The following is a 23,649-nucleotide window of genomic DNA, read 5'->3' on the forward strand; positions in this document are numbered from 1 at the left end:
GAAGGCCATTATCTATCTTGTGGCGCCTCGGGCAAGGGGGCAGGCTCGGGGAGAGAGGCCTTGCCCTGGCGCAACCTGTGCAGGGGCAGCAGGCTCACCAGCAGGCCGGCCCAGACGAAGGCGAAGCCCACCGACTTCACCGGATCCGGTGACTCCCCAAACCAGAAGAGGGCGAGCAGGAAGGCGAGGCTGGGCTCTATGTATTGCAGCAGGCCGACCGTGCTCATCCGGGTTCTGAGCATGCCGTAGCAGAACAGCCCCACCGGCAGCAGGGTGGCGGGGGCGCTGCCCATCAGCAGCAGGCGATCGGCCCAGTCCCCGGCCAGGAAGGTGCTGCTCCCCTGCCAGCCGAGCCAGCCTATCACCAGCAGGGCCAGGGGCAGCTGCACCAGGGATTCCAGATAGAGGCTGGTGCCCGGCCCGTAATGCACCTTCTTCTTGAGCAGGCCGTAGAGGGCGAAGTTGGCCCCCATGATCAGGGAAAACCAGGGCAGCTCGCCGTAGGAGAACAGCATGTAGGCCAGCCCCGCCAGGGCCAGGGCGACCGCCAGATGCTTCTGCACAGTGAGCCGCTCTTTCAGGAAGATGACGGCGAAGGCGATGTTGAACAGGGGCGTCATGAAGAAGGCGAGGCTGGTGGCCAGCACCTGGCCCGTGGTCAGGCACCAGGTGAACATGCACCAGCTGATGGACATGACGGGGCCCGCCAGCAGGATGAGACCAAGCTGGCGAGGCTCGCTGCGCAGGCGTGACCAGGGGACTTGCACGCCGAGCAGCAGGAAGAGGGCGCCCAGCAGGATGACAGACCAGAGCACCCGGTGGGAGAGCAGCTCCCACATGTTGACCTCGGGCATGAACTGGTAATAGAGGGGCAGCAGGCCCCACAGCACGAATGAGAGGGCCGCGCTGCCCGTCCCCAAGCCGTTTTTCATCGTCGTCCGTTTATTAAATTAAACAAATTGGGGCGCATCATAGGCAGCCGGTGCGACTTGCACAAGCGGATGCGGGGGAAAACTCTGTTACTATCGGCGCCATGAACCGACTCGATATCCTGTTTGAACAGATCCGGTCCTGCCGCCTGTGCGAGGCCCACCTGCCCCTGGGGCCGAGGCCGGTGATCCGCGGCAGCGAACAGGCTCGTCTGCTGATCATCGGTCAGGCCCCTGGTACCCGGGTCCATGCCAGCGGCATCCCCTGGGATGACGCTTCCGGTGATCGATTGCGCCACTGGCTCGGAGTGGACAAGGCCAGCTTTTACGACGAGTCCCGCATCGCCATCATGCCCATGGGGCTCTGCTACCCCGGCCGCGGCAAGTCGGGGGATCTGCCGCCTCGCCCCGAGTGCGCCCCCACCTGGCACGACAAGGTGCTGATGCTGCTGCCCCATATCGAGCTGACCCTGCTCATCGGCCAGTACGCCCAGCGCTACTACTTGCGGGAGGCGGCCAGAGGGAGCCTCACCGAGACGGTGCAATGCTGGCGCGATTACGGCCCCGGCTGGCTGCCGCTGCCGCACCCTTCCCCGCGCAACACCCTCTGGCTCAAGAAGAATCCCTGGTTCGAGCAGCAGGTGATCCCCGATCTGCGCCAACGGGTCGCCCCCTTGCTGTTTTGATTCAGACCACCGGCTCTGCCAGCGGTTTTGCCTTGCCGCGCGCCATGGCGACCAGCGGAATGATGATGCACAGGCAGCCCAGCAGCAGCGGCAGACCCGGTTGTTCGTCAAACAGCCAGGCACCGATGGCGACCGCCGCCAGCAGCCCCGTGTATTCCGCCGAGGCGATCTTGCTCGCCTCCGCCTTGCGATAGGCCAGCACGCACAGCCCCGCGTAGACCATGATCAGCGCCGAGGAGCCGAAGGCGGGCCACCACATCTGCCATTGCCAGTCGCCCCCTTCCCACCAGGCCAGCGCCAGGATCAAGGGCATGCTCAGCACGTTGGTGAAGAACAGGGTCTGGGCGATGGGTTGCCTGAGGGGGATCCGCTTGATCAGCAGGTTGTTGACCGCCAGGGAGAGCGCCACCCCGAGCGCCGCCAGGGCGGCCCAGTTCACCTCGGTCGGCCGCAGAACGATCAGCACGCCGACGAAGCCGATGAGGGCCGTCGCCACCTTCTGGCGCGACAGCGCCTCTCCCGCCAGCCAGACCGCCAGCGGTACCATCAGCAGCGGCGCCGCATAAAAGAGGGCGTTGGCGGTGGCCAGCGGCAGCTGGGTCAGGGCCACCACCATGAGGCAGACGCCGACGGCCCAGATATGGGCCCGCAGCAGATGCCACTTGAGTGCCACCGGCGGGTGGCGGCGCCAGGACCAGAGCAGCCAGGGCGCCAGCAGCAAGGCCGCCGAGAGCTGGCGGAAGAAGACGAACTGGAAGATGGGCTGATCTGGCTCCAGTACCTTGACCAGGGCGTCGGAGAAGACGGCAACCAGGTTGCCGAGTACCAGATAGATCATGCCTGCCGCCACTGAATTCATACCGCCTCCTCACTTGATGGACTCAGGGTAGCGGGGCGCTGACTATTGGGTAAAATGATAAAAAAACACCATCCATGAGATTTATAGATAATGAAGCTACCGCCCCTGCGCGCCGTACAATATTTTGAGGTGGTCGCCCGCCTGCTGAGCTTCTCCCGCGCGGCCCTGGAACTCAATGTCAGCCAGAGCGCGGTCAGCCACCAGATCCGCCTGCTGGAGGATTTCCTGGGGGAACGACTGCTGCTGCGCCAGGGGCGCTTGCTCTCCCTCACCCCCCAGGGGGAGGTCTACTTCGAGGGGATCGCCGCCGGCCTCGGCCAGATAGCCCAGAGTAGCGAACAGTTGCGGGGCGGGGCCCAGATGCAGTTGCGGCTCGCCGTCTACAGCTCCTTCGCGGTCAAGTGGCTGATCCCGCGCCTGGCCGGGCTGCGCCAGCAGTGTCCCGAGCTGGATCTGAGCCTGGAGATGGTGGCCGAAGATCCTGTGCTCTCGGATCGGATCGCGGACTGCTTCATCACAGTGTGCCCCAACGCGCGCGGCTACAGTCACACCCTTATCTATCAGGAGCGGCTCTTCCCCGTCTGCAGTCGCAAGCTGCTGGCCCAGGCGAGCGGCGACTGGCCGGAGGCCATCTGGCAGTTGCCGCTGCTCTCGGTGCAGTCCATCTACAAGTCCCGGGGAGAAGATTGGCAGCGCTGGGCCGAGGCGGGCGCCATGGGGGTGCCGGAGACGGTGCGCATGCACCACTTCAGCCACATGCTGATGGCGGTGGAGGCGGCGGCCTGGGATCAGGGGGTGACCTTCGTGAACGACTACATGGTGCGCCCGGATGATCCCCAGCTGGTGCGCCTGCCGGTGCATCAGCTGGAGACGGGGGATGCCTTCTATTTCACCTGCAAGCGGGGACGGGCCCATGAGGCCGCCATCAGCCGGTTGCGCCAGTGGCTGCTGCTGGAGACGCGCCAGAGCCTGCCTCTCCCCTAAGCGGGAAGGGCTCAGGCCTGCTTGAACTGGCTCAGGATAAAGAGGCTGGTGGCGCAGACCACGACGGACGGACCCGCCGGGGTGTCCTGGTACCAGGAGAGGGTCAGCCCACCCAGCACCGCCAGACAGCCGATCAGCGCCGCGAAGCCGGCCATCTGCTCCGGCGTCTGGCTGAAGCGGCGGGCGGTGGCGGCGGGAATGATCAGCAAGGAGGTGATGATCAGCGCCCCGACGAACTTCATGGCCACGGCGATCACCAGGCCTATCAGCAGCATCAGCACGCAGCGCAGCACATCGACCCGCACCCCTTCCACCCGCGCCAGCTCCTCCGAGATGGTCATGGAGAGCAGGGGATCCCACAGCCGCCACAGGGTGAGCAACACCAGGGCGCCGCCGCCGTAGATCCAGAGCAGGTCCATGGGTTGCACCGAGAGCAGGTCGCCAAACAGGTAGGCCATCAGATCCACCCGCACGTTGTCCATGAAGCTCAGGGTGACCAGGCCAAGGGAGAGGGCGCTGTGGGCCAGGATGCCGAGCAGGGTGTCGGTCGCTACCTGCTGGTTGCGGCTCATGACCACCAGCAGCATGGCCATGGCGAGGCAGCAGACCACCACCGCCAGGGTGAGATCCACCTGCAGCAGTATGCCCAGCGCGATGCCGAACAGGCAGGCATGGGAGAGGGTATCGCCGAAGTAGGCCATCTTGCGCCACACCACGAAGCTGCCGAGAGGCCCGGCCAGCAGGGCGATGCCGAGGCCGGCCGCGAGGGCATATAACAGAAAGCTGTCCACTTGAATGTCCTTAGCTGTGCTTATTGCTTGCGAGCGGGCAGGCGGATGACGGGGGCCTGCGACTCATGATGATGGTGCTCGCCGTCGCAGTGGTGATGGTGGGTATAGACCGCCAGCACCTCCTGCTCCGGGCGACCGAACAGGCGGGCAAATTCGGGGTGGCGCGCCACGCTCTCGGGTTCGCCGTGGCAGCAGACGTGGCCGTTCAGGCAGATCACCTCGTGGGTGCTGGCCATCACCAGGTGTAGATCATGGGAGACCATCAGCACGGCACAGTCAAACTCGGCGGCCAGCTGGCCGATCAGGGCGTAGAGCTCGATCTGGCCCGTGATGTCCACCCCCTGTACCGGTTCGTCCAGCACCAGCAGCTCGGGCTTGACCAGCAGGGCGCGGGCCAGCAGCACCCGCTGCATCTCGCCGCCGGAGAGCTTCTGCATCCGGTTGTCCAGCAGATCCTGGGCGCCGACCCGGTTCAGGGCCTCCTCGATGGAGAGGCGGCCATTCTTGCCGAGCTGCAGGAAGCGGCGCACCGTGAGCGGCAGGGTGGGATCCAGATAGAGGCGCTGGGGCACATAGCCGACCCGCAGGCCGCCACGGCGCACTATGTGCCCCGAGTCCGGCTTGAGCAGGCCCAGCACCAGCTTGCTGAGGGTGCTCTTGCCTGCGCCGTTGGGGCCGACTAGCGTGGTGATTTTGCCTTTGTTGAGGGTAAAGGAGACCTTGTCGAGCACGAGTCGCCCGTCGAAAGAGAGACAGATCTCCTTCAGCTCCACCAGTTGGGTCATGACAGCTCCGGGGTTTACAGGCAATGGGAGTTATAATATAACAGTCGAGTTTTATGTTATATTATCACATTCATCTGCCCTGACGAGATCCCTATGCGAATTCTTGCCCTGCTCACCGCCTTGCTCGTGGTCAGCCTGCCGGTGCGCGCCACCACAGTGCTGACGACCATCAAACCCCTGGGCTTCATCGCCGCCGCCATCACGGATGGGGTGAGTGAACCCCAGGTATTGTTGCCCACCGGCGCCTCCCCCCATGATTTTTCCCTGCGCCCATCGGATATTCGCACCATCAACCAGGCCGATCTGGTGGTCTGGGTCGGCCCCGAGCTGGAAGGCTTCATGGCCAAGCCGCTGGCGAGCCATCCCCATGTGTTGACCCTGACCCAGGTGCCCGGGATGCCGCTGTTCAACTACGCGACCCAGGGTAGCCAGGATGCCCATCATGATGACGAGCACGAACACGAGCATGCAGCACACGAGCACGGTGACCACGATGAAGGCCATGAGGGGCATCACCACGAGGGAGTGGATCCCCATCTCTGGCTGGGGCCGACCCAGGCCAAGGTGATTGCCAGGGCGATCGCGGCCGAGCTTGGCAAGCTGGACTCGGCCAATCAGGCCCGCTACGCCGCCAATCTGGCCGCATTCGATGCCAAGGTGGATGCCAAGGACAAGGTGATCGCCCAGCAGATGAAGGCGGTGAACCAGAAGGGCTATTTCGTGTTTCATGAGGCCTATGGTTACTGGGAGCGTCACTACGGCATGAGCTCCAAGGGTCACTTTACCGTGAGCCCTGAGCGCCGCCCCGGCGCCAGGACCCTGGTGGAGATCCGCAAGGCGCTGGAGGAGAAGAAGGCGAGTTGCATCTATGCCGAACCGCAATTCTCGCCGGCGGTGATCGAGTCGGTGGCCCGCAACACGGGCGCCAAGGTGCTGCTGCTCGACGAGGTGGGTGAAACGGTGGCCTTGGGGCCGGATGCCTATCCCCAGTTCATGACGCAATTGGCTGATGCCTTTGGCCAGTGTCGGTAGAGAGGGGCGCTATACTGACCTCCAGCGCTATTGTGGGGAGTCGTGTATGAACCGGATTGCTCTGATGTTATGGGGGGCTGCGCTGGCCAGTGGGCCGCTGCACGCCTCTCAGTTGTCCAGCTATCTTGCCACCCCCCAGTTGCAGGCGAAGCTGGCGGATGTGTATGGTCAAGGAGCCGTGAAGCGGGCGCAGGCCTATGCCAGCCTGCTAAAACCCAGGTCAGGGACCACGGATCAGCAAAAAATCACCTTGGTAAACAGTTACTTCAATAATCTCACCTACAGCGTGGATCCCAGGCTGTGGGGCATGGATGATTACTGGGCCAACCCGCTCGAGTTCATCGGTGCCAGGGGAGGGGATTGCGAGGATTACAGCATCGCCAAGTATTACACCCTGATGGAGCTGGGGGTGGAGGAGAAGAAACTGAGGCTGGCCTATGTCAAGGCGGTGAAGTTCAACCAGTTCCACATGGTGACGCTTTACTTCCCGACGCCCAAGTCAGACCCCCTGGTACTGGACAACATCAATGGCCGGATCCTTCCCGGTAGTCAGCGCACCGACCTCATTCCCGTCTACAGCTTCGATGCCAAGAGCATCTGGGTGATGAAGTCACGCCGGGAGGGCACCCTGGCCGGCAGCGCCGACAGGTTGACGCAATGGACCTCCATGCAGAGCCGCTTCTCCAGTGAACAACTGCGAGCCCCTCGTCGTCAGCTATAGTTTTCCCGCCGCCTTGAGCTCGGCGAAGTAGCGAGCCGCCCCGGCGTGCTGGGGCGCCATCAGCACGGACCCCGTCTTGTTGCGCGCCCGGTGAAACAGGTTGGCGTAACCATAGGTCTGTTCATTGAAGGGGATCTGCTGGCCCAGCATGGCCTTGGTAAGCCGGTAGACCTGAGCCTCCGACACATCTTCCCGGGTGATCAGGGTGGCCGCGATGGCGAAGGTGGGGACGGGTTGGGGATTGCCCGGATAGATCCGCGCCGGGATCCGGCTGGGTTGATAATAGGGGCGACCCTTGATGAGTTGGTCACGTACCGTGCCCTCGATCGCCATGAAGGTGATGGGGCAGCGTTTGGCCGCATCGAGCACCATGCGATTGGGATGGCCGATGACGAGGGCGAAGGCATCTATCCGCTTGTCACACAGGGCTTCGGCCACGTTGCCCACACTCTTCAGATCGAGATCCTGTTCCCCTGCCCCCAGCTCGGCCATCAGGGCCAGGGCCGTCTTGCGTGTGCCCGACCCCTTGAGACCCATGTCGATCGGGGCTGTCTTGAGCTGCTCCAGGCGGGTGATATCGCCATCGGCGCGGATCACCAGGGTGAAGGGTTCGGCGTGGGTGGCAAGCAGGCTCTTCAGCCCGGGTTGGGGCGCCCCCGCGAATGCCCCTTCTCCCTTGCTGGCCTGGTACAGCCAGTCTGACTGGACGATGGCGTAATCGCTCTCTCTTCTTGCCAGTCGGTCCAGATTGTCCAGCGAGCCGGACGTGGCATTGGGTTGGCAGAGCAGGCTCTCATCCTGCTCATGGGCCAGCCGGCAAAACTCCTTGGCCATCTGATAGTAAATGCCTTGCTCCGAGCCCGTATCTATCTTGAGCGGGGAGGCGGCCTGAAGGGATGGCGCCAGGATCAGGGACAGCAGAGACCAGATCTTCATGATGATGCTCCCGCGGCATAGCCATCGATACCCCAGGCTCTCAGTATGTCGGGGTCTGTGATGGAACTGGCCTGGGCCAGTACCGTATAGCCTGAGCCATGCAGGCTCTGGCTGACCAGATTCCAGTAGAGGGGAGTATTGGTGACGGCCAGGCTGATGAAGGTGGGTTGGACGGGATCGAGCAGGGTCAGCACCTCGTTGTTGAGGGGAATGGCACTGAAGGCCTGCGCCACCCCGGCTCGCTCCAGCGCCATGAAGGCGGGGACCGCATTGGCTGGCAGGGTGACCAGATCCCAGCACCAGTCGATGATCCGCCCCCTGGGCACCTCGGCCAAGGTGGTCGCCAGCTGATCCCATTGTGCATGGGCGAGCAGGCTCAGGGGCAGGGAGAGCCCCTCATGGCCAATGTCGAGCCACTCAGCCACGGCCTGTTGCAGCGTCGCGATAGGGGTCTCGCACGAGAAGTGATGAAGAGGTAGCAGACGGCGATACAGCAAGATGTCGCCCTGGGTCGAGTAGAAGTGCTGCTGTTGCCACCGCTCATCGAGGGGGCGCAGGTTGAGCAGCGGCAGATGGCTGCTCGCCTCCTGCTGCTTGCCGAGCTGGGTGATCTTGAGCCTCTGTTGCAGCATGTCCCGTTTACGCTCCGAGATCAGCTGGTTGACCGAACCGGCCACCGCCTTGAGCTCCAGGAGCCAGGGGGTGGGCAGCTCAGAGCCGTATTGGCGTTTGCGGACCAGTTCGAGCTGTTGATTGATCTCGACCAGGGGACGCAACAGGCGATGGCAGATCCAGGGGATCAGCAGACTGAATACGATGAGACCGGCAAGCAGGGCGAGGCCGGTACGGCTGATGGCGCCCCACAGATGCTGGTAGGCATAACCGCTGTGCCCTTCCAAGGTCAGGCTGCCCAGTATGCGCCAGCCATCGGTCAGCTCCTGCTCAACCTTGACCGGCGGCATGGCTATGATGTGGGGCAGCCAGGCAGGGACATTCTGCTGAGTGCTGGTAAAGACCTTGTGAAACAGCATCTGACCATCCGGATCGACCAGGGTGATGGCGCTGACGAAGCCGCCATCGAACATGGCGTTGACTATGGTCTCCGCCAGCACCTTGTCTTCGTTGAGCAGGGTGCCTTGAAGCACCAGGCCGAGGGCGGTAATGGCGGTCTCAAGATTGGCCGACATCTGGTCGAGGATGGATTGTCGTACCGTGGTGATTTCCAACATGAACAAGAGTACGGCACCAATCAGGAACAAGATGAGGATGATCCCGTTTAACAATTTTGCTAACGACATAGCCACTCCCTGGACAAGGTTAAGCAACATGGGCGAGTCAGAGGCGATCAGGATCTGATCTGGTTCTTAAAAGTAGGAAAAAATGGCAGAAAAGTGATGATCTTTTCTGCCAAAGCGTGCCGCTTATGAATAAAATGTGGTTCTTGCGCGAATTGCAGTGAACTTTTCATATTATGTAGGGTCAAATGTGCAGCTTTATGCAAATTTATAACAATGAACTGACCCCATAACACTCTCAGAACTAATGACAGGAAAGCGGATGAAACGTCTTCGTCCCTTGGTGGCGAGTGCCGCCAACTGGGAACCCCCGGTTCCCCGCAAACATTTTTATGCCATGTTGTTGCTGACGGGGTTGACCCTGTCCGCGGTGGCCATCTTGCCTGCGCCTGGTGATATTCTGGAGCGCCCCTTGCGTCTGGAGCTGCCCATCTCGACCAGCGGCACGGCCACCAATGAAGACAACACCGAGTTTAATGCCATTCCGGATCACGAGCTGATGGATCCGGCGGCGCCCGATGACGACGACATTCCCGCCGATACCGGCCCCGAGTGGCAGGATTACCGGGTGCGCAATGGGGAAAATCTCACCACCATCTTCAATACCCTGGGTCTGTCGACGACCACCCTCTACAAGGTGCTGGACGCCGATGGCAAGAACAACCTGGCCCGGCTCAAGCCGGGGCAGAACATAGAGTTGCTCATCGATCAGGACAACATCCTGCAAGAGATGAAGATCCGCCTCAATATCAAGCAATCCCTCGAGTTCAAGCGTGTCGATGACAACTACAGCGTCAACATGATCACCGAGGCGGTGGAGTGGCAGAAGCGTGGCTTCGATGGCGCCATCAATGGCAGCTTCTATGTCAGCGCCCGCAACGCGGGCGTGCCGGCCAGCCATATCAAGAAGATTGCGAACCTGTTTCAGTGGCGCCTCAATTTTGCCAGCGATCTGAAGAAGGGCGACAAGTTCAAGGTCTTGATGCAGCAGGAAACCGTGCAGGGCAAGCATACCGGCAACAGCCAGCTGCTGGGGGTCGAGGTGCAGAGCCAGGGCAAGCGCTTCTCCGCCTGGCTGGCGGAGGATGGCAACTATTACGATGCCGAGGGCCAGAGCCTGGAGCGCGGCTTCCGTCGCTATCCGACCCATAGCCGCTATCGCATCAGCTCCACCTTCAACCCGGCGCGTCGCCATCCCATCACGGGTCTGGTGCGCCCCCACGAAGGGACCGACTTCGCCATGCCCATCGGCAGTCCTGTGCTGGCGACGGGGGATGGTGTCGTTCTCAAGGCGACCCGTCACCCCCTGGCGGGGACCTATGTGGTGATCAAGCACGGCCGCACCCTGACGACCCGCTACCTGCACCTGAGCAAGCTGCTGGTGAAACCGGGACAGAAGGTGAAGATGGGGGACAAGATAGCCCTGTCTGGCAACACGGGCCGCTCCACCGGTGCCCACCTGCACTACGAGGTGCGACTCAACAATCGCCCGGTCAATCCGATGACGGTCAAGCTGCCGATGGCCGAGCCCCTCAGTGGCAAGGCCAAGCGCCAGTTCCTCACCAAGGTGCAAGCCTATCGAAAAGAGCTGGCGGCGAGCTGACCCTCGCCGGCAGAACCATCACGAAAAAGAGCCCGTCCGGGCTCTTTTTTGCTTTATGGGACAGCGTTAGCCCTGGCTTGGCTGGGCCTTAGTAACCCTTGTCAAAGTCGATGCGGCCGTCGAGGGGCTGGCCATCGAGGAAGCGAATGTAGTTGCGCACGAAGATCTGGGCCACGTCTTCGGGGAAGCTGTAGGCACTGTTGTGCGGAGTCAGGGTGAGGTTGGGGGTCGACCAGAGCGGGCTGTCACCGGGCAGGGGTTCCTGTTCGAAGACGTCCAGTACGGCGTGGGCCAGCTTGCCGGCCGCCAGGGCGTCGAGCAGATCCTGGGTGTGAACGGCGCTGCCGCGGCCGACGTTGAACAGTATGCTCTGGGGTTTGAAGTGCGCGAAGCGCTCCCGGGTGAAGAGGTGATGGGTCTCGCGGGTGGCGGGCAGCACGCTCACGACCACGTCGCTCTGCCCCAGCAGGCGGTTGAGGGCCGCCAGTTGATAGACCTCGTCGAACCCGGCCCGCTCGTGGCCGCTGCGACTCACCCCCAGCACCCGCATGCCGAAATGGCGGCCGGTCTGGGCGATATGCTGGCCTATGCTGCCGGTGCCGAGGATCAGCAGCGTCTTGCCCTTGAGGCCCTGATAGGGATGACTCTGCCAGATCCGTTGTGCCTGCTGTTCGCGATAGCGCGGCAGTTGGCGAGTCAGGCTGAGCAGCTGACCGAACACGTACTCGCTCATCAGCGGGCCGAAGATGCCCCGTACATTGGTGAGCTGATAGTCCTGCCGGCAGCGGCTGTCGAGCAACACATCGACCCCGGCATAACTCGATTGCAGCCAGCTGAGCTTGCTCGCCTTGGCCAGCAGGGGTTTGGCGCGAGCGGGCTCGGCCAGCAGTATGTGGGCCTCGCCGATGAGAGACTCGGCCTCGGCTGGGGTGTCGGCGCGCAGAATGCGAAGATGGGGCAGGCGGGCGGCCTGGAGCAGGCGCTGATAGTGGGCATTGTCCTGACTGAGCAGCAGCAGGGTACGTTGGCTCATTGGCAGATTCCTCATAAGGCGTGCGGCGGGGAGAGGTGCCGCTGCCTTCATCTTACGCGACTTGCCAGGGCAACAAAGTCGACCAGCTCGCTTTTTCGTTTTCGCCGCGCCCCCCGTGGGCTACAATCTGCCCCACATTTTGTAAAGGATCCCCCGCCGTGTTTGGTGACAAGTTTTATAAGCGACTGGCCGAGCTGCAGCCTTGGCAGCAAACCGTCTATACCCTGGCCCTGGCCGAGCGTATGTATCCGAACTATGCCCTGTTTGCCCAGGCCTCCGGCTTCGGCGATGCCAAGGCCTATCGCCATGCCCTGGATCAGATGTGGAACTACCTCACGGTCAAGGGCTCCCGGGTCAATCTGGGTGCCATTCTGGAGGCGTTCGAGGTCTATATTCCCGAACCCAGCAAGTTTGAATCTTATGGCGCCTACCCGGCGCTGGATGCGTGCGTGGCGCTGGGCTGCGCCTATAACTCGGTGATCTGCCGGGTGGGGGAAGAGGCCACGGATGCCAGCCACGCCTCGGTGGGCACGGTAGCGGGATTCATCGAGCTGCTGGAAGAGCGGGAGCTGACGGAAGAGGAGCTCTACGAGCACGAATACATGGAGGCGGAGCTGGAGTTTCAGGTTGAGCTGCTCAAGCGGGTCGCCCATGAGCGCGACAGCGACCGCATCCTGGCCATCAAGGATTTCGCGGCCCAGGACGGTGTCTCCAATATCGGCATCTCGCTGGACGACTAGATCTGCGCGATGTTCAGACGCAAAAAGCTCCCCTCGGGGAGCTTTTTGCGTTGATGGGCGTCAATCCGTGAGGGGATTGACGCTGAGCACGGGGGCGGCATCGATGTCGCTGGCGTTCATCATGTGGGAGATGCGCTGCAGGGAAGAGAGCAGCAGTGTCTGCTCCCACCCTTCCAGTGCCTGGAAGCGCTGGATGAAATGATCCTGCAGCGGCGTCGGCGCATTGCTGAGCAGTAGCCTGCCTTGCTCGGTCAGGGTGGCGTGGACCTTGCGCTTGTCGGTCTGGCTGCGAATGCGTTCCACCAGCTGGCGGCTCTCCAGCCGATCCATGATGGTGGTGGCGGTGGCCTGACTCATGTTGGTGTGGTTGGCCAGCTGGCGCATGGAGATCTGCCCCAACTCGTTTATTCCTTTGAGCAGCAATAGTTGTGGTGCTGTCAGGCCCGCTTCTTTGATCAGGCGCTTCGAATGCATATCGATGGCGCGGATGATTTGGCGCAGCGCGATCAACACTTCATCATGTTTTTCCATGGATTAAAACCATTAGAGGGGCGTTATTGGGAGCGGATTCTCGGACTAATCAACATTTTGGTCAAGAGGCCCGAGATGGTAATTGGTTTCAGCTCAAAGTATTTTTGTGTTATTTTGTGTGCCCTTTGCCAAATTTAAACCTGATATTTGAGGAAAGAGATGATGACGAACGATCTGGATATCAAGTCTCTGGTTGCCGAGTTAACCGTGGTACGCGTGCGCTATGAGCTGCCTGACACCTCAGCGTTTATCCGCTATCAACCCCGTTATGATGAGGATCCCAACACCCTCAAGGTACACCACTACGACGGTGAACTCCCGCTCTCTTGCACCAACACCGGGGAGTTTACCCTCAAGGCGCTGGTCAACGAGCTGCGTTATGCCTATGTGCTGGTGCATCTGTTCCCCGATGAGAGCGCCATGAACTTCTATCTCTCCGGCCTGGACAATGGTCTGGCCCAGCTTGAATTCATCGGCGGCAGCTACGACTTCAACCGCCTCTGGATCAGCAGTGGCATCTCCAATCGCGGCATTCCCATGGCCATCTTCCTCGGCAAGCGCCACGCGGTGAATGGTCAGCCCTCCGTCAGCCTGGTTGACCACAGGGAAGAGAGTGCCGGCAAGCTGGTCTACCGCGCCATCGGCGGCGCCGGTGACCATGTCGGCGAAGACTTTTACAACCAGGACTAAGGAGGGTCAATGCGAGCGACCACAGGCATATTCAAAGGGCTCAACTCCACCATGGCGACCACGGCGCTGACCGTGATCACCCTGTTCCTGCTGTTCGGGGTATTTGATCCCGACACGGCGGCGTCCTGGTTCAGCGGGGCGAAAGACACCATCATTGCAAGCTTCAAATGGTACTACATTCTGGTGGTTGCCCTCTTCCTGTTCTTCGCCATCTATCTGATGTTCAGCCGCTTTGGCAGCATCCGGCTGGGGGATGACGATCAGGAGCCGGAATTTGGCTACTTCGCCTGGTTCTCCATGTTGTTCAGCGCCGGCATGGGCATTGGACTGGTGTTCTGGAGCATCGCCGAGCCCATGTATCACCTGCAGGCGAACCCCTTCATCGAGCAGGGCATGACGTCGGAGGCGGCCCAGGTCGCGATGCGACTCACCTTCTACCACTGGGGTCTGCACCCCTGGGCCATCTATGTGATCGTCGGCCTGTCCCTGGCCTTCTTCAGTTACCGCCGCAAGCTGCCCCTGGCCATTCGCTCCGTGCTCTACCCCATATTGGGCGACAAGATCTATGGTGGCTGGGGCCATGCCGCCGATGTGCTGGCGGTGTTCGGTACCGTGTTCGGGGTGGCCACCTCCCTCGGCCTGGGAGTGGCCCAGATGAATACAGGTCTCAATCAGCTGATGGGGATGGAGGTCTCCCAGGTCAATCAGCTCTGGCTCATCGCCGGCATCAGCCTGATTGCGACCCTGTCTGCGGTCTCCGGTGTGGGACGGGGGGTCAAGATCCTCTCCGAGCTGAACATCTGGCTCAGTGCCCTGATCTTGCTGGTGTTCGTGGTGATGGGGCCGACGACCTACATCCTCAACTCCTATGTGCAGAACATAGGGGATTACCTGCAAAATCTGGTCAAGCTGAGCTTCTGGACCAACACGGAATCGAACGGAACCTCGGCCTGGCAATCCTCCTGGACCGCCTTCTACTGGGGCTGGTGGATAGCCTGGGCGCCGTTCGTCGGCATGTTCATCGCCCGCATCTCCAAGGGGCGGACCATACGCGAGTTCGTCATGGGGGTGCTGCTGGTGCCGTCCCTGCTTGGCATGTTCTGGCTGACCGTGTTCGGCGGCAGCGCCATCCACCTCGAGCTGTTTGGTGCCGGTGGCGTCACCGAGGCGGTGAATCAGGATGTGACCCAGGCGCTCTACAAGACGGTGGATATGCTCGACTGGGGCAGCATTGGCCTGATCGCCAAGGGGGTGCTGACCCTGCTGATCTGCACCTATTTCATCACCTCCTGTGACTCGGGCACGCTGGTGATTACGACCCTGCTCTCCATCGGCGAGAGTGAGCCGCCGGTGCGCCACCGCGCCATCTGGGGCCTGGGTCAGGGGCTGGTCGCCGCCATCCTGTTGATATCGGGAGGTCTGGCCGCCCTGCAGGCCGCCAGCATCATAGCGGCGCTGCCCTTCTCGGTGATCATGCTGGCCATGTGCTACTCGCTGATCCTCGGCCTCAAGCAGGAGAGTCGGCGTCAGGTGGAATACCGCCAGAACCTCAAGCGGCACGATGGCTCGGTCCACATCAGCCTCAAGGATCGCATCGGTCCTGGGACCTGATGGGCATCCTGTCCGGCACATCACCATGAGAGAGGGGAACCCCAGGGTTCCCCTCTTTTCTTGCCCTGACACTGCGCCGACTGGCCCGGAGGGCGCCTCGCCCAGGGTGCCGGCAACAACTCGCCCAGGGTGCCGGCAACAAGAAGGGAGCCCATGGCTCCCTTTTTCTCCTTGCGGACCCTTTGCCCGCGGCGTCAGAGCAGCTGCTTGAGGCGATAGAGCAGATCCAGCGCCTGGCGGGGGGTGAGCTCGTCCGGTCGCACCAAAGCCAGCTCCTCCACCACGGGGTGGGGCTGGGGGGCCGGCGCGGGCTCTGCCGGGCGCTCGTCGCCGCTGGTGGCGGGGACGGCGCGCTCCAGCTCCGCCAGCTTGTGGCGGGCCTGATGGATCACCGATCTGGGCACCCCGGCCAGCGCCGCCACCTGCAGGCCGTAGGAGCGGCTGGCCGCCCCCTCCTGCACCGCGTGCATGAAGGCGATGGTGTCGCCGTGCTCCATCGCATCCAGATGGACGTTGGCGAGATTGGGCAGCCGCTCCGGCAGCCGGGTCAGCTCGAAGTAGTGGGTGGCGAACAGGGTGTAGGCGCCAATCTTGCTCGCCAGCTGCTCGGCGCAGGCCCAGGCCAGGGAGAGGCCGTCGTAGGTGCTGGTGCCGCGCCCTATCTCGTCCATCAGCACCAGGCTCTGGGCGGTGGCGTTGTTGAGGATGTTGGCGGTCTCCGTCATCTCCACCATGAAGGTGGATCTTCCCGAGGCCAGGTCGTCCGATGCCCCGATCCGGGTGAAGATGCGATCGATGGGGCCGATGCGGGCGCTGTCGGCGGGCACATAGGCACCGATATGGGCCAGCAGCACGATGAGTGCCGTCTGGCGCATGTAGGTAGACTTACCCCCCATGTTGGGGCCCGTGATGATCAGCATCTGCCGACCTTGCTTCAGGCTGACCGGGTTGGCGATGAAGGGATCCTTCATCACCTGCTCCACCACGGGGTGGCGCCCCCCCTCGATCAGGATCTGATCCTCGTCGGTCAGGGTGGGGCACTGGTAGTTGAGGGTCTCGGCCCGCTCCGCCAGGTTGGCCAGCACGTCCAGCTCCGCGAGAGCGGCGGCCGACTCCTGCAGCTCGGCCAGCTGGGGCAGCAGGGCATCGAGCAGCTCCTCGTACAAGCGCTTCTCCAGCGCCAGGGCCCGGCTCTGGGCGGTCAGTATCTTGTCTTCATACTGCTTGAGCTCGTCTATGATGTAGCGCTCGTTGTTTTTCAGGGTCTGGCGGCGGATATAGTGGCTCGGCACCAGGTGGCTGTTGGCCCGGCTCACCTCGATGAAGAAGCCATGGACCTTGTTGTAGCCCACCTTGAGGGTGTTGATGCCGGTCTCCTGCTTCTCCCGCTCCTCGATGCGGGCCAGCACGGCGGTGGCGCCGTCCGCCAGATCCCGTATCTCGTCGAGCTCGGCATTGAAGCCGGCGCGGATGACGCCGCCATCGCGGATCAGCACCGGAGGCGTCTCCATGATGGCGCGCTCCAGCAGATCCTGCAGTTCGGGGAAGGTGGCGGCCCGCTCCCTCAGCCGTTGCACCGCCTCATGCTCACTGCCCGCTAGCAGGGTCTGCAGGTGGGGCAGCTGGGCGAAGGCCTGGCGCAGCCGGGTCAGGTCACGGGGGCGGGCGGAGCGCAGGGCGAGGCGGGCCAGCACCCGCTCCATGTCGCCTACCTGGCGCAGCAGGGCCCCCAGCTCGTCATAGAGGTTCTGTTCGATCAGTTCGGATATGGTGCTCTGGCGGCCGCGCAGCAACACCCGATCGCGAATGGGCTGGTGCAACCAGCGTTTGAGCAATCGACTGCCCATGGGGGTCTGGGTGCGATCCAGCACCTCGGCCAGGGTATTTTCATAGCCACCGGCCAGGTTCTGGGTCAGCTCCAGGTTGCGGCGGGTGGCGGCATCCATGATGACGGCGTGATCCGGTTGATCCAGCCGCACCGCACGAATGTGGGGCAGGGCGGTGCGCTGGGTGTCCTTGACGTACTGCATCAGGCAGCCGGCGGCGCACAGGGCTGTCTCGCTGCGCTCCACCCCGAAGCCCACCAGATCCTGGGTACCGAACTGCTGACAGAGCAGCTTGCGGGCCGTGCCCAGTTCAAACTCCCACTCGGGGCGGCGACGCAGGCCGCGGCGACCCGCGATATGGGTCATGAACTCGAAGGATTCCGGATAGAGCAGCTCGGCCGGGTTGGTGCGCTGCAACTCGGCGAGCAGGGTCTCTTCCTTCTCGAACTGGTTGATGAAGAAGCGGCCGGAGCCTATGTCCAGGGTGCCGTAGCCGAACTGGCGGCCGTCGTGATAGACGGCGGCGATCAGGTTGTCCTGACGCTCGCTGAGCAGGGCCTCGTCGGAGACGGTACCCGGCGTGACGATGCGGATCACCTTGCGCTCCACCGGCCCCTTGCTGGTGGCCGGATCTCCCACCTGTTCGCAGATGGCGGCCGATTCGCCGAGCTGCACCAGCTTGGCGAGATAGCCCTCGATGGCATGATAGGGCACCCCCGCCATGGGGATGGGAGTGCCGGCGGACTGGCCGCGCTTGGTCAATGAGATGTCGAGCAGCTGCGCCGCCCGGCGGGCGTCGTCATAGAACAGCTCATAAAAGTCCCCCATCCGATAGAACAGCAGTATCTCCGGGTTCTCGGCCTTGAGGGTGAGGTACTGCTGCATCATGGGCGTGTGCTGACTGAGGGCGGCGCTGGGCGCCCCTGTGTGGGCGGATAATGCGTTCATGTTCGATCCCGGATGGTGGCCGAGTGGCCGGTGCGATGAGTCGTTTTGGCTGGCATTTTACACGGAACGGGGCAGGGGGGGGAACCTGTTGGCCATGACCCTGGCGGTTGCGATGGCCCCGAGGGGAATAGCATAATGGCCATTCGACCACGGGAGGTGCCATGACCCTTGATAGAGAGATAGCCAGCCTCGCCCGGGAGCTGGGCCAGGCCCTCACCGCCAGGGGCGGGCTGGCGACCACGGCGGAATCCTGCACCGGTGGCGGCGTCGCCTACGCCATCACTGAGGTGGCGGGCAGTTCGGTCTGGTTTGACCGCAGCTTCGTGACCTACAGCAACGAAGCCAAACAGCAGATGCTGGGGGTCAGTGTCGACAGCCTGCTGCGCCACGGCGCCGTCAGCGAGACAGTAGTACTGGAGATGGCGAGGGGGGCGCTGGCACGTTCCGATGCCAGCATCAGCGTCGCCATCAGTGGCGTCGCGGGGCCGGGCGGGGGCAGCGATGACAAGCCGGTTGGCACCGTCTGGTTCGCCTGGGCCGAGCAAGGGGGGCGGCAACGCTCGCTGCTCGCCCGGTTCGATGGGGACCGCCATCAGGTACGACAACTGGCCATCAGACAGGCCTTGTCCGGTCTGCTCGCCTTGCTCAAGTAAAAGGGCTTGATACTGTATGAATAGACAGTATACTTGACCCAACTTCACCTTATCACGATTTCCAGCGGAGATTGGCATGGATCAGAACAAGCAGAAGGCACTGGCGGCAGCGCTGGGTCAGATTGAGAAACAGTTTGGTAAAGGCTCCATCATGCGTCTGGGCGACAGCAAGACCATGGACATCGAAGCCATCTCGACCGGCTCCCTCTCTCTGGACGTGGCGCTCGGCATCGGCGGTCTGCCCTGCGGCCGTGTGGTGGAAATCTACGGCCCGGAATCCTCGGGCAAGACCACGCTGACCCTGCAAGTCATCGCCGAGGCGCAGCGCAAAGGCAAGACCTGTGCCTTCGTCGATGCCGAACACGCCCTCGACCCTATCTATGCCGCCAAGCTGGGGGTCAATGTCGACGATCTGCTGATCTCCCAGCCGGATACCGGCGAACAGGCCCTGGAGATCTGTGACATGCTGGTACGCTCCAATGCCGTGGACGTCATCATTGTCGACTCGGTTGCGGCCCTGACGCCGAAGGCGGAGATCGAAGGCGAAATGGGCGATTCCCATGTCGGCCTGCAGGCCCGTCTCATGTCCCAGGCGCTGCGCAAGCTGACCGCCAACATCAAGAACGCCAACTGCCTGTGCATCTTCATCAACCAGATCCGGATGAAGATCGGCGTCATGTTCGGCAGCCCCGAGACCACCACAGGCGGTAACGCCCTCAAGTTCTACGCCTCAGTTCGCCTGGATATCCGCCGCATCGGCGCCATCAAGGAAGGGGACGAAGTGGTCGGCAACGAGACCCGGGTCAAGGTGGTCAAGAACAAGGTTGCCCCGCCTTTCAAGCAGGCCGAATTCCAGATCTTCTATGGCGCCGGCATCTCCAAAGAAGGCGAACTGGTGGACTTGGGCGTCAAACACAAGCTGATCGACAAGGCCGGTGCCTGGTACAGCTACAACGGCGAGAAGATAGGTCAGGGCAAGGCCAACGTCATGAAGCTGTTTGCAGAGAACAAGGCGATGGCGGGGGAAATCGAAGCCAAGCTGCGTGAATTGCTGCTGACCAAGGGTGGCGCCCCGGACGAGAAGGTGGCGGTGGCCGCCATCGACGAGTTCGAGCCTGAAGATGAACAGGAATTTGAATAACAACAAGGCCGGGCTAACCCCCGGCCTTGTTGTTATGGAGGGGCAGGACGTACCGCCCGAGTTGACCTTCGAAGAGCGGTTCGCCGCCGCCCGCGCCTATGCCATGCGCAGCCTGGCCAGGCGCGAGAGCGCCGAGTCCGAGTTGCTGATGCGCCTGCGCAAGCAGGGTCATGACGAGGCGGTGAGTCTGGCCGTGCTCGATTACTGCCGCGACCATCACTGGGTATCCGATGAGCGTTACGGTGCCATGGCGGTGCGGGCCGGGGCGGCCAAGGGCCATGGCCCGACCAAGATCCGCTTCGATCTGCGCCGCAAGGGGCTGAGCGATGCCGAGCTGGAGCTGGCGTTTGCACAACCCGAGCTGGACTGGTTCGAGCTGGCGCTGGCCCTGCTTGATCGGCGCACCGATGGCGTCGCGCTCAAGGAGTTCAAGCCGCGCATGAAGTGGCTCAAGTTCCTCCTTGGCCGTGGTTTTAGCCAGGATCAGGCGCGTTATGCCATCGCCACCTTGCAGGAGCGAGCCGAGCAGGAAGATCAGCAAAGCTGACAGGCTGCCCCCTGGCGCCCCTGGTCAGGGGCACCGGATCCGTCTGTCAGGGGCGAAGGCCGGGCTCTGGGCTGGCCCATGGCGTGCGGCTCGCCCGCCGTGCTCCCGAACCTGTCCTGTCGCGGCCAACGGGTTTCATCCCCTCAAGCCGGTTCCCTTTTTGAATGGTCTGCACTTGATTCGCTGAGTGGCCCCTTCATCGGCACCCCGTTCCTGCGCCTCGAGCACACTCCTGACCGTCTGACCCTATCTCGACAAGCTGGCCCCCATGTTGAATGCTCTGCGCTTGATTGCCTGAGTGGCCTCTTCACCTCCATGCAAACCTGTTCCTATATCAAACGGTTCGCGCTTCACCTTGCCATCTAGGCCCTTGGCGGGAGGAGGCAGGGCGTCATGGATGGCGACCTTCATGGGCCTTTCCCCCCGTTATTGCATGGCGGCGTCATGGGTCTTTCCCCCTGTTATTGCATGGTGGTGTCATGGGGCTGGCGGCCCTTGCATCCGGCCATTGGCGGCGTCTGGCTACTGCCGGTCTGCCCATCAGCTGCAGCGCTATCCTGCGGGGCCCCGCCAACCCCGGCTTTTTCGGGGCCCCGTGGCCTGCGGGTTTTACTTTACTGCGCAGAAAACTTACATTAGGGCGATTAAAAGTCCGTATCCGAATCAAGCAGGATTTTCCATGTATATGTCCACGTCAGAGATCCGCAGCGCGTTTCTCGAGTACTTCCGCTCTCAGGGGCACCAGGTGGTGTCGTCCAGTTCACTGGTGCCGCACAACGATCCGACTCTGCTGTTCACCAACGCCGGGATGAACCAGTTCAAGGATGTCTTCCTCGGTGCCGACAAGCGCGCCTACAACCGGGCCACCAGCTCCCAGCGCTGTGTGCGTGCCGGTGGCAAGCACAATGACCTGGAAAACGTGGGCTATACCGCCCGTCACCACACCTTCTTCGAGATGCTGGGCAACTTCAGCTTCGGCGACTATTTCAAGCAGGATGCCATTCGCTTCGCCTGGGAATTCCTGACCGGTACCCTCAAGTTGCCCAAGGAGCGTCTGCTGGTCACCGTCTATGAGACAGATGACGAGGCATTCGACATCTGGGCCAAGGAGATCGGCGTCCCGACGGATCGCATCGTGCGCATCGGCGACAACAAGGGGGCGGCCTTCGCTTCCGATAACTTCTGGCAGATGGGCGACACAGGCCCCTGCGGCCCCTGCACCGAGATCTTCTATGACCATGGCGACCACATCTGGGGTGGCCCTCCCGGCTCAGCAGAAGAGGATGGCGATCGTTTCATCGAGATCTGGAACGTGGTCTTCATGCAGTTCAACCGTCAGGCCGATGGCACCATGGAGCCGCTGCCCCGTCCGTCCGTGGATACCGGCATGGGCCTGGAGCGCATCTCCGCCATCATGCAGGGGGTGCACTCCAACTACGAGATCGACATCTTCCAGGCGCTGATCAAGAAGGCGGCCGAGATAGTGGGTTGCAGCGATCTGAACAACCAGTCCCTGCGCGTCATCGCCGACCATATCCGTTCCTGCGCCTTCCTGATTGCCGACGGCGTCATGCCCTCCAACGAGGGGCGTGGCTATGTGCTGCGTCGCATCATACGTCGCGCCGTGCGCCACGGCCGCAAGTTGGGTGCCACCGAGGTCTTCTTCTACAAACTGGCCGCCGAGCTGTCGGTGCAGATGAAGGATGTGGCCGAGGAGCTTATCGCCCAGCTGCCGCTGGTCGAGCGCGTGCTGCGCATCGAGGAAGAGCAGTTCGTCCGCACCCTGGATCGGGGCCTGCTGCTGCTCGAAGACGTGCTGGCAAACCTGGGTGATGCCAAGGTCGTGCCGGGCGAGGTGGTCTTCAAGCTGTATGACACCTACGGCTTCCCGGCGGATCTGACCGCCGACGTGGTGCGCGATCGCGACATCGCCATCGATGAAGCCGGTTTCCATGCCGAGATGGCGAAGCAGCGCGCCCGTGCCAAGGAAGCGTCCAGCTTTGGCGTCAACTACAACGACGTGCTCAAGCTCGATTTCGAGACCCCCTTCACCGGCTACAAGACGCTAGTCGAGCAGAGCAAGGTGCTGGGCATCTACAAAGAGGGTGTTCAGGTGAGCGGCCTCATCGCCGGCGAAGAGGCCGTGGTGGTGCTGGAGCAGACCCCCTTCTACGCCGAGTCTGGCGGTCAGGTGGGTGACACCGGGATCATCCGGGTGGATGACGGCATCTTCGCCGTGACCGATACCCAGAAGGCGGGCAAGGCCATCGTCCACGCCGGTTACCTGGAGCTGGGCACCCTGGAAGAGGGCGCCACCGTCGTGGCCGAGGTCGATGGTGAACGCCGTCAGGCCGTGGCCCTCAACCACTCCGTCACCCACCTGCTGCACGCGGCCCTGCGTCAGGCCTTGGGGGATCACGTGACCCAGAAGGGCTCTCTGGTGGGCGCCGAGCGTCTGCGCTTTGACTTCTCCCACTTCGAGGGGCTGACCATGGCGACCATTCGCCGGGTCGAGGAGCTGGTGAACGCCCAGATCCGTGCCAACCACGAGGTCGCCACCCAGGTGATGGATCTGGAAGCGGCCAAGGCGGCCGGTGCCATGGCGCTGTTTGGCGAGAAATACGAAGATGACGTGCGCGTCGTACGCATGGGTGACTACTCCACCGAGCTGTGCGGCGGGACCCACGCCAAGCGCACCGGTGACATCGGCTTCTTCAAGATCATCGCCGAGAGCGGCATCGCCGCCGGCGTGCGTCGCATCGAAGCGGTGACCGGCAAGGGCGCCATCGATTTCATGCACCAGATAGGTGAGCAGATCGAGGAGGCCGCGGCCCTGGTGAAGGGGGATCAGTTCTCCATCGCCGACAAGGTGCGCCAGATAATGGACAAGGCCAAGATGATGGAGCGCGAGCTGGAGCAGCTCAAGGCCAAGCTGGCCGCTCAGGCCGGTAACGATTTGCTGGGCCAGGTGATCGAGATCAATGGCCAGAAGGTGCTGGTGGCTGCGCTGGAAGGGGCGGATCCCAAGTCCCTGCGCGGCATGCTGGACGAGCTGAAAAACCAGATGAAGTCCGGTGTCGTGCTGCTGGCGACCAGCGGTGAGGGCAAGGTCAATCTGATCGCCGGTGTGACCAATGACCTGACCGGCAAGGTCAAGGCTGGCGAGCTGGTCAATCTGGTGGCCCAACAGGTGGGCGGCAAGGGCGGTGGTCGTCCGGACATGGCACAGGCGGGGGGTACCCAGCCAGAGGCCGTGCCTGCGGCACTGCAATCCGTTCACTCCTGGCTGGAAGAGCGCCTGTAATCGG

General features: G+C 62.6%; 22 protein-coding genes. 12 read left to right on the plus strand and 10 right to left on the minus strand.

Features of this window, described 5'->3' with window-relative positions:
* Positions 1-8 precede the first annotated feature (8 nt).
* The gene (gene rarD, locus ACW5W4_RS02520) at positions 9-932 is read right to left on the minus strand and encodes an EamA family transporter RarD (RefSeq protein ID WP_456688289.1); all 924 of its coding nucleotides are present in this window, start codon (positions 930-932) and stop codon (positions 9-11) included.
* A gap of 101 nt (positions 933-1,033) precedes the next feature.
* On the opposite strand from rarD, the gene ACW5W4_RS02525 reads away from it, so the two are divergent.
* Positions 1,034-1,615, plus strand: coding sequence for a uracil-DNA glycosylase family protein (locus ACW5W4_RS02525; protein WP_456688290.1), 582 nt, complete (start codon positions 1,034-1,036; stop codon positions 1,613-1,615).
* 1 nt (position 1,616) lies between these two features.
* On the opposite strand, the gene ACW5W4_RS02530 is transcribed toward ACW5W4_RS02525, so the two are convergent.
* Positions 1,617-2,474 carry a DMT family transporter gene (locus ACW5W4_RS02530; RefSeq protein WP_456688291.1) on the minus strand — a complete coding sequence of 286 codons (858 nt, stop codon included), beginning with the start codon at positions 2,472-2,474 and terminating at the stop codon, positions 1,617-1,619.
* Positions 2,475-2,564: 90 nt separating this feature from the next.
* Between ACW5W4_RS02530 and ACW5W4_RS02535 the strand changes: the two genes are divergently transcribed.
* Positions 2,565-3,458, plus strand: coding sequence for a LysR substrate-binding domain-containing protein (locus ACW5W4_RS02535; protein ID WP_408794070.1), 894 nt, complete (start codon positions 2,565-2,567; stop codon positions 3,456-3,458).
* Positions 3,459-3,469: 11 nt separating this feature from the next.
* On the opposite strand, the gene znuB is transcribed toward ACW5W4_RS02535, so the two are convergent.
* Both znuB and znuC read right to left on the minus strand, forming a co-directional pair.
* Entirely contained in the window at positions 3,470-4,249 is a 780-nt protein-coding gene (znuB, locus tag ACW5W4_RS02540; RefSeq protein WP_456688292.1) for a zinc ABC transporter permease subunit ZnuB, read from the minus strand.
* A gap of 20 nt (positions 4,250-4,269) precedes the next feature.
* Entirely contained in the window at positions 4,270-5,034 is a 765-nt protein-coding gene (znuC, locus tag ACW5W4_RS02545; protein ID WP_456688293.1) for a zinc ABC transporter ATP-binding protein ZnuC, read from the minus strand.
* 93 nt (positions 5,035-5,127) lie between these two features.
* Here znuC and znuA point away from each other — a divergent pair, with 93 nt between their 5' ends.
* Together znuA and ACW5W4_RS02555 are read left to right on the plus strand one after the other, a co-directional pair.
* Positions 5,128-6,066, plus strand: a complete 939-nt coding sequence (znuA, locus tag ACW5W4_RS02550; protein WP_456688294.1) for a zinc ABC transporter substrate-binding protein ZnuA — start codon at positions 5,128-5,130, stop codon at positions 6,064-6,066.
* 46 nt (positions 6,067-6,112) lie between these two features.
* Entirely contained in the window at positions 6,113-6,787 is a 675-nt protein-coding gene (locus tag ACW5W4_RS02555; RefSeq protein WP_456688295.1) for a transglutaminase-like cysteine peptidase, read from the plus strand.
* On the opposite strand, the gene ACW5W4_RS02560 is transcribed toward ACW5W4_RS02555, so the two are convergent.
* Positions 6,782-7,723, minus strand: coding sequence for a TAXI family TRAP transporter solute-binding subunit (locus ACW5W4_RS02560; protein ID WP_456688296.1), 942 nt, complete (start codon positions 7,721-7,723; stop codon positions 6,782-6,784). The genes ACW5W4_RS02555 and ACW5W4_RS02560 overlap by 6 nt on opposite strands.
* Positions 7,720-9,021 carry a LapD/MoxY N-terminal periplasmic domain-containing protein gene (locus ACW5W4_RS02565; protein WP_456688297.1) on the minus strand — a complete coding sequence of 434 codons (1,302 nt, stop codon included), beginning with the start codon at positions 9,019-9,021 and terminating at the stop codon, positions 7,720-7,722. Before ACW5W4_RS02565 ends, ACW5W4_RS02560 begins: the two co-directional genes overlap by 4 nt.
* A 259-nt stretch (positions 9,022-9,280) precedes the next feature.
* Here ACW5W4_RS02565 and mepM point away from each other — a divergent pair, with 259 nt between their 5' ends.
* Positions 9,281-10,621, plus strand: a complete 1,341-nt coding sequence (mepM, locus tag ACW5W4_RS02570; RefSeq protein WP_427260918.1) for a murein DD-endopeptidase MepM — start codon at positions 9,281-9,283, stop codon at positions 10,619-10,621.
* A gap of 88 nt (positions 10,622-10,709) precedes the next feature.
* Here mepM and ACW5W4_RS02575 read toward each other — a convergent pair whose 3' ends face one another.
* Complete coding sequence (locus ACW5W4_RS02575) at positions 10,710-11,654, minus strand: D-2-hydroxyacid dehydrogenase (protein ID WP_456688298.1); 945 nt, start codon at positions 11,652-11,654, stop codon at positions 10,710-10,712.
* 158 nt (positions 11,655-11,812) lie between these two features.
* On the opposite strand from ACW5W4_RS02575, the gene ACW5W4_RS02580 reads away from it, so the two are divergent.
* Positions 11,813-12,394, plus strand: a complete 582-nt coding sequence (locus ACW5W4_RS02580; protein ID WP_427260916.1) for a YjaG family protein — start codon at positions 11,813-11,815, stop codon at positions 12,392-12,394.
* A 60-nt stretch (positions 12,395-12,454) separates the two neighbouring features.
* On the opposite strand, the gene ACW5W4_RS02585 is transcribed toward ACW5W4_RS02580, so the two are convergent.
* Positions 12,455-12,925 carry a MarR family winged helix-turn-helix transcriptional regulator gene (locus tag ACW5W4_RS02585; protein WP_427260915.1) on the minus strand — a complete coding sequence of 157 codons (471 nt, stop codon included), beginning with the start codon at positions 12,923-12,925 and terminating at the stop codon, positions 12,455-12,457.
* 162 nt (positions 12,926-13,087) lie between these two features.
* On the opposite strand from ACW5W4_RS02585, the gene ACW5W4_RS02590 reads away from it, so the two are divergent.
* Together ACW5W4_RS02590 and ACW5W4_RS02595 are read left to right on the plus strand one after the other, a co-directional pair.
* Positions 13,088-13,615, plus strand: coding sequence for a hypothetical protein (locus ACW5W4_RS02590; protein ID WP_427260939.1), 528 nt, complete (start codon positions 13,088-13,090; stop codon positions 13,613-13,615).
* 9 nt (positions 13,616-13,624) lie between these two features.
* Positions 13,625-15,226, plus strand: a complete 1,602-nt coding sequence (locus ACW5W4_RS02595) for a BCCT family transporter (protein WP_456688299.1) — start codon at positions 13,625-13,627, stop codon at positions 15,224-15,226.
* 194 nt (positions 15,227-15,420) lie between these two features.
* Here ACW5W4_RS02595 and mutS read toward each other — a convergent pair whose 3' ends face one another.
* Positions 15,421-18,000 carry a DNA mismatch repair protein MutS gene (gene mutS, locus ACW5W4_RS02600; protein WP_456688300.1) on the minus strand — a complete coding sequence of 860 codons (2,580 nt, stop codon included), beginning with the start codon at positions 17,998-18,000 and terminating at the stop codon, positions 15,421-15,423.
* Positions 18,001-18,161: 161 nt separating this feature from the next.
* On the opposite strand from mutS, the gene ACW5W4_RS02605 reads away from it, so the two are divergent.
* The 3 genes from ACW5W4_RS02605 to ACW5W4_RS02615 all read left to right on the plus strand — a co-directional run bounded on the left by ACW5W4_RS02605 (position 18,162) and on the right by ACW5W4_RS02615 (position 20,341).
* Positions 18,162-18,653: a CinA family protein gene (locus ACW5W4_RS02605; RefSeq protein WP_427260912.1), complete on the plus strand. Its 492-nt coding sequence runs from the start codon at positions 18,162-18,164 to the stop codon at positions 18,651-18,653.
* Between the two features lie 76 nt (positions 18,654-18,729).
* The gene (gene recA, locus ACW5W4_RS02610) at positions 18,730-19,794 is read left to right on the plus strand and encodes a recombinase RecA (protein WP_427260911.1); all 1,065 of its coding nucleotides are present in this window, start codon (positions 18,730-18,732) and stop codon (positions 19,792-19,794) included.
* 34 nt (positions 19,795-19,828) lie between these two features.
* Positions 19,829-20,341 carry a regulatory protein RecX gene (locus tag ACW5W4_RS02615; RefSeq protein WP_456688353.1) on the plus strand — a complete coding sequence of 171 codons (513 nt, stop codon included), beginning with the start codon at positions 19,829-19,831 and terminating at the stop codon, positions 20,339-20,341.
* Positions 20,342-20,587: 246 nt separating this feature from the next.
* Here the strand turns inward: ACW5W4_RS02615 and ACW5W4_RS02620 are convergent, their stop codons facing one another.
* Entirely contained in the window at positions 20,588-20,752 is a 165-nt protein-coding gene (locus tag ACW5W4_RS02620) for a hypothetical protein (RefSeq protein WP_456688301.1), read from the minus strand.
* Positions 20,753-21,020: 268 nt separating this feature from the next.
* Between ACW5W4_RS02620 and alaS the strand changes: the two genes are divergently transcribed.
* Positions 21,021-23,645: an alanine--tRNA ligase gene (gene alaS, locus ACW5W4_RS02625; RefSeq protein WP_456688302.1), complete on the plus strand. Its 2,625-nt coding sequence runs from the start codon at positions 21,021-21,023 to the stop codon at positions 23,643-23,645.
* Positions 23,646-23,649 lie beyond the last annotated feature (4 nt).

Source organism: Aeromonas crassostreae, assembly GCF_054052445.1.